We start from the raw sequence: 4,469 nt of genomic DNA, 5'->3' as shown, positions 1-4,469 counted from the left end.
CGCCCGGACCCCGTCCCCGCTTCCCGCCGGCACCGTGCCGGTGGCCGCCCCGCCGCCCGCCGGGCTGACGGCCGAGGGCCTGCCCGCCTGGCTCGACCCCGTCCACCGCGCGGCGCGCAGCGTCGCCACCGTCGGGATCGACGGTCTGCTCCGCCCGCCGGCCGACGGCGGCCGGCCCGCGGCGGTGCTGGTGCTCTTCGGCGAGGGCGCCGGCGGCCCCGAACTGCTGCTCCTGCAACGCGCCTCCAGCCTGCGCGACCACCCCGGCCAGTGCTCCTTCCCCGGCGGTGGTCTCGATCCCGAGGACGGCGACCCCACCGGGGACGGTCCGGTGCGGGCCGCGCTGCGGGAGGCCCGGGAGGAGACGGGGCTGGACCCGGCGGGCGTGCAGCCCTTCGCCACCCTGCCGAACCTCTTCATCCCGCCCAGCGGGTTCGTCGTCACCCCCGTGCTGGGGTGGTGGCGCGAGCCCAGCCCGGTGGGCCCCGTGGACCCCGGCGAGACCGCGCGGGTGTTCACCGCGCCCGTCCACCGGCTGACCGACCCCGGGCACCGGGTCACCGTCGTGCACCCCAGCGGGTACCGCGGTCCCGCCTTCCTCGTCGCCGACACGGTCGTCTGGGGGTTCACCGCCGGCGTGATCGACCTGATTTTGCGCCATGCCGGATGGGAAAAGCCCTGGGATCGCACCCGGGAGATCCCCCTGGACCTCTCCACATGAGACGGTTGCCGTCATGAACGCGCTGGACTACCTGCTGCTGTTGGCCGCCGTCTGGTTCGCCGTCGTCGGCTACCGGCAGGGCTTCGTGGTCGGCATCCTCTCGGTGCTCGGGTTCCTCGGCGGCGGCCTGGCCGCGCTGTACCTGGTGCCGATCGTGTGGGAGCGGATCGGCAACGGTTCGCCGCCGGGCACCGGGTGGGTGATCGCCGCGGTGGTGGTGGTCATCGTCTGCGCGTCCGCCGGCCAGGCCGTCACCACCCACGTGGGGAACCGGCTCAGACAGCACATCACCTGGTCGCCGGCGAGGGCCCTGGACGCCACCGGCGGCGCCCTGGTGAACGTGCTGGCGATGCTGCTGGTGGCCTGGCTGATCGGCTCCGCGCTGGCCACCACCACGCTGCCGACCATAGGCCGCGAGGTGCGCGGCTCACAGGTGCTGCACGGCGTCTCCCGGGTGTTGCCCGACCACGCCGACACCTGGTTCTCCGACTTCAGTTCGATCCTCGCCCAGCACGGCTTCCCGCAGGTCTTCACGCCCTTCTCCGGCGAGACCATCACCGACGTCCCGCCGCCCGACCAGGCGCTCGCCTCCAGCCCCGTGGTGGAGCGGGCCCGGGAGTCCATCGTCAAGGTGGCCGGGACCGCGCCGAGCTGCGGCAAGGTCCTGGAGGGCACCGGCTTCGTCTTCGCCCCCCAGCGGGTGATGACCAACGCCCACGTGGTGGGCGGGGTCAACGAGCCGACCGTGCAGATCGGCGGCGAGGGCCGGGTCTACGACGCGCGGGTGGTGCTCTACGACTGGGAGCGGGACGTCGCCGTGCTGTACGTGCCCGAGCTGGGCGCCCCGGCCCTGGAGTTCGCCGGACAGGACGCGGGCGGCGGGGACGACGCCATCGTGGCGGGCTTCCCCGAGAGCGGCCCCTTCGACGTGCGGGCCGCCCGGGTGCGCGAGCGGATCCAGGCCAACGGCCCCGACATCTACCGCCGGGGCACCGTACAGCGCGACGTGTACTCCCTGTACGCCACGGTCCGGCAGGGCAACTCCGGCGGGCCCCTGCTGACCCCCGACGGCCGGGTGGCGGGCGTCATCTTCGCCAAGTCCCTGGACGACGACAACACCGGCTACGCGCTGACCAACGACGAGGTCGCCGGGGTCGTGGAGCGCGGACGCACCGCCGAGGGCGCCGTGGACAGCCAGAGCTGCGCCATGTGACGCCCCGGTACCGGGGCGTCCGGGGCGAGGAGCCGGGCCCGACCCCGACACGACGCCGCGCGCCCCGCTCCGGTGGAAACCGGGACGGGGCGCGCGGAGTGTGGTGCGTGCGTGGGTCGGGCCGGTGGACGGCGGCGGGAGACCGTCGGCCCTCGGCGAGTGGATCGGTGGATAGGGAACGGGTGAATCGGCGTCGGGACGGGGTGCGGTACCGGTCCGGTGCGAACCGGGTCAGCCGCGCGGATGGCGCAGCCGGGTACCCACCCAGCGCGCCCGGCGCCGGAGGAGGTGCGGGAATCCGACCAGCGGATCCCCGGGGCGGAAGGAGCCGACGCGCCGTACGGCGCCCTGCGCCGCTGCGGCGGCTCCGTTGCCGCTTCGGGAGATGCGTGCCACATCACGGTGGTCCTGCGTCCAGCCCATACCACCGACTCTCCCCCACCCGCGCGATCGGTAATCGTCCCGGGCACCGGCTTCTCGCCCGTGCCGGCGGTACGTGCCGGCGGTCGGTCGGTCACGCGCGGTCCGTCGGTCGCGCGTGGTCGCCCGCCGGCTACCGGCGGTCGGGCTCGGGGTCCCGCAGCCACTCCACCAGCTCGGCGGTGAACGCCACCGGGTCCTCCTCGTGCGGGTAGTGCCCCAGACCGTCGAACAGCCGCCAACGGTAGGGCGCCTCGACGTACGCGGCCGAGCCCGCCGCGCTGCGGGCGCGCACCACCGGGTCCAGCGCGCCGTGCAGATGCAGGGTCGGCACCCGCACCGGGGCCCGCATCCGCCGGTTGAAGGCGATGCCGTCCGGCCGGGCCAGGGAACGCACCATCCACCGGTACGGCTCCACCGAGCAGTGCGCGGTGGGCGGAATGCACATCGCGCGGCGGAAGACCTCCACCGCGTCCTCGTCCGGGCCGCCCGCGGGCCCCGACCACTCCTCCAGCAGCCGGGCGACCTCGGCGCCCCCGTCGGCGACCAGCCGCCGCTCGGGCAACCACGGCCGCTGGAACCCCCACACCGCCCCGCTCGCCGCCGTCTGCCGGGGGTCGCGCAGCAGCGCGGCCCGCCACGCCCGGGGGTGCGGCATCGAGGAGACCGCCAGCCGGCGCACCAGCTTCGGACGCATCACCGCCGCCGTCCATGCCAGGTAACCGCCCAGGTCGTGGCCGACCAGCGCGGCGTCCGGCTCACCGAGGGAACGGATCACCCCGGTGACGTCCAGCGCCATGTTGGCCGGGTCGTACCCCCGCGGGGTGCGGTCGCTGCCGCCCACGCCACGCAGGTCCATCGCCACCGCGCGGTAACCGGCCTCGGCGAGGGCGGGCAGCTGTCGGCGCCAGGTCCACCAGAACTGGGGGAAGCCGTGCAGCAGCAATACCAGTGGGCCCTCGCCCATCTCGGCGATGTGGAAACGGGCGCCGTTGGCGGCGACGTCGCGGTGGATCCAGGGGCCGTCCCGGTGGACGACCGCGGCGCGCGCCTCGGAGTGCTCGGGTGCGGTCATACGGGGAGTCTTTCACCTCCCGGGAGCGGGGACCGGAGGCTCCCCGGCGGGGCGCGGGGAACGGCCGGAAGACCGCCCCCCGTCGGTCACCGCTCGACGGCCGCCCGGTGCGAGCCGCTGCCGTTGGCCGAGGCCGGCGGCAGGGCCGGGGCGCGGTCGCGCGGGTGCGGCTTGACGTTGGACAGCACGGCGGCCGACTCCTTGATGGAGGCCGTCAGGTCCTGCTTGGGGGAGTTGCGCCGCAGCAGGGCCCGTCCCACCAGCGCCAGGATCCCGGCCACCAGCAGGAACACGCCGGCGGTGATCAGGAAGGCGATGGCGAGCGGCACGTTCCACCACGCGTGCAGCCAGTACCCCAGGGCCATCGCGAAGGGCGGCAGCGAGAAGACCGCGACCAGGCCCGCCGCCGCCAGGGCGCCACCGCCCGCGCCCGCCTGCTGCACGTCGTGCTTGAGCCGTGCCTTGGCGAGCTCCAGCTCGTCCCGCATCAGCCCGGAGAGCTCACCCGTGGCGTCGGACACCAAACGGCCGATGCTGCGTCCCTCGTCCGCTGCGCTCATCGTGGCCTCTTCTCCTCATCGCTCACTCGTCGGTCGGGGTCGGGGTCGGGCGCGGCGTCCGGTCCGTCGCCGTGGCCGGGACCGCCGGTGTCGGCGGATTCCGCCGGGGGCCGGCCCCCGGCCGCGTGCCGTTCCGGGGTCCCCGCCATCCGCAGATGGTATGCGGGGTCCCCGGCGCCCCGGTGGCCCGGCGCGCCGCCGGGCCCGGAGGCCGCCGTTCCGGTGGAGGCCGGCGTGCCGCGGTCGGTGTTCCCGGGGTTCCCCCGGTTCCCGGGATTCGGTTCCTCCTCCCGTCTTCCCCGTCCGTCCGGTTTCTCCCCTCTTCCGGGGGACGCGTCGCGGGGCTCGCCCGTTCCGGTCGTCGGTGCCGTGCCGTTCCGGGGTCCCCGCCATCCGCAGATGGTATGCGGGGTCCCCGGCGCCCCGGTGGCCCGGCGCGCCGCCGGGCCCGGAGGCCGCCGTTCCGGTGGAGGCCGGCGT

The 4,469-nt window shown here is 75.5% G+C and carries 5 protein-coding genes; 2 read left to right on the top strand and 3 right to left on the bottom strand.

Annotated elements, in window-relative coordinates:
• The first annotated feature begins 34 nt into the window (after positions 1-34).
• Together FOE67_RS17740 and FOE67_RS17735 are read left to right on the top strand one after the other, a co-directional pair.
• Positions 35-721 carry an NUDIX hydrolase gene (locus FOE67_RS17740; protein ID WP_182665447.1) on the top strand — a complete coding sequence of 229 codons (687 nt, stop codon included), beginning with the start codon at positions 35-37 and terminating at the stop codon, positions 719-721.
• 13 nt (positions 722-734) lie between these two features.
• Positions 735-1,934, top strand: a complete 1,200-nt coding sequence (locus FOE67_RS17735; RefSeq protein ID WP_182665445.1) for a MarP family serine protease — start codon at positions 735-737, stop codon at positions 1,932-1,934.
• Between the two features lie 231 nt (positions 1,935-2,165).
• On the opposite strand, the gene FOE67_RS17730 is transcribed toward FOE67_RS17735, so the two are convergent.
• The 3 genes from FOE67_RS17730 to FOE67_RS17720 all read right to left on the bottom strand — a co-directional run bounded on the left by FOE67_RS17730 (position 2,166) and on the right by FOE67_RS17720 (position 3,989).
• Positions 2,166-2,357 carry a hypothetical protein gene (locus FOE67_RS17730; RefSeq protein WP_182665443.1) on the bottom strand — a complete coding sequence of 64 codons (192 nt, stop codon included), beginning with the start codon at positions 2,355-2,357 and terminating at the stop codon, positions 2,166-2,168.
• Positions 2,358-2,487: 130 nt separating this feature from the next.
• Complete coding sequence (locus tag FOE67_RS17725; RefSeq protein ID WP_182665441.1) at positions 2,488-3,429, bottom strand: alpha/beta fold hydrolase; 942 nt, start codon at positions 3,427-3,429, stop codon at positions 2,488-2,490.
• Between the two features lie 86 nt (positions 3,430-3,515).
• On the bottom strand, positions 3,516-3,989 hold the full coding sequence (locus FOE67_RS17720; protein ID WP_182665439.1) for a phage holin family protein: 474 nt from the start codon (positions 3,987-3,989) through the stop codon (positions 3,516-3,518).
• Positions 3,990-4,469 lie beyond the last annotated feature (480 nt).

This window comes from Streptomyces calidiresistens (assembly GCF_014141525.1).
Taxonomy (GTDB): Bacteria; Actinomycetota; Actinomycetes; order Streptomycetales; family Streptomycetaceae; genus Streptomyces; species Streptomyces calidiresistens.
This window is presented reverse-complemented; position numbering and strand designations above follow the sequence as displayed.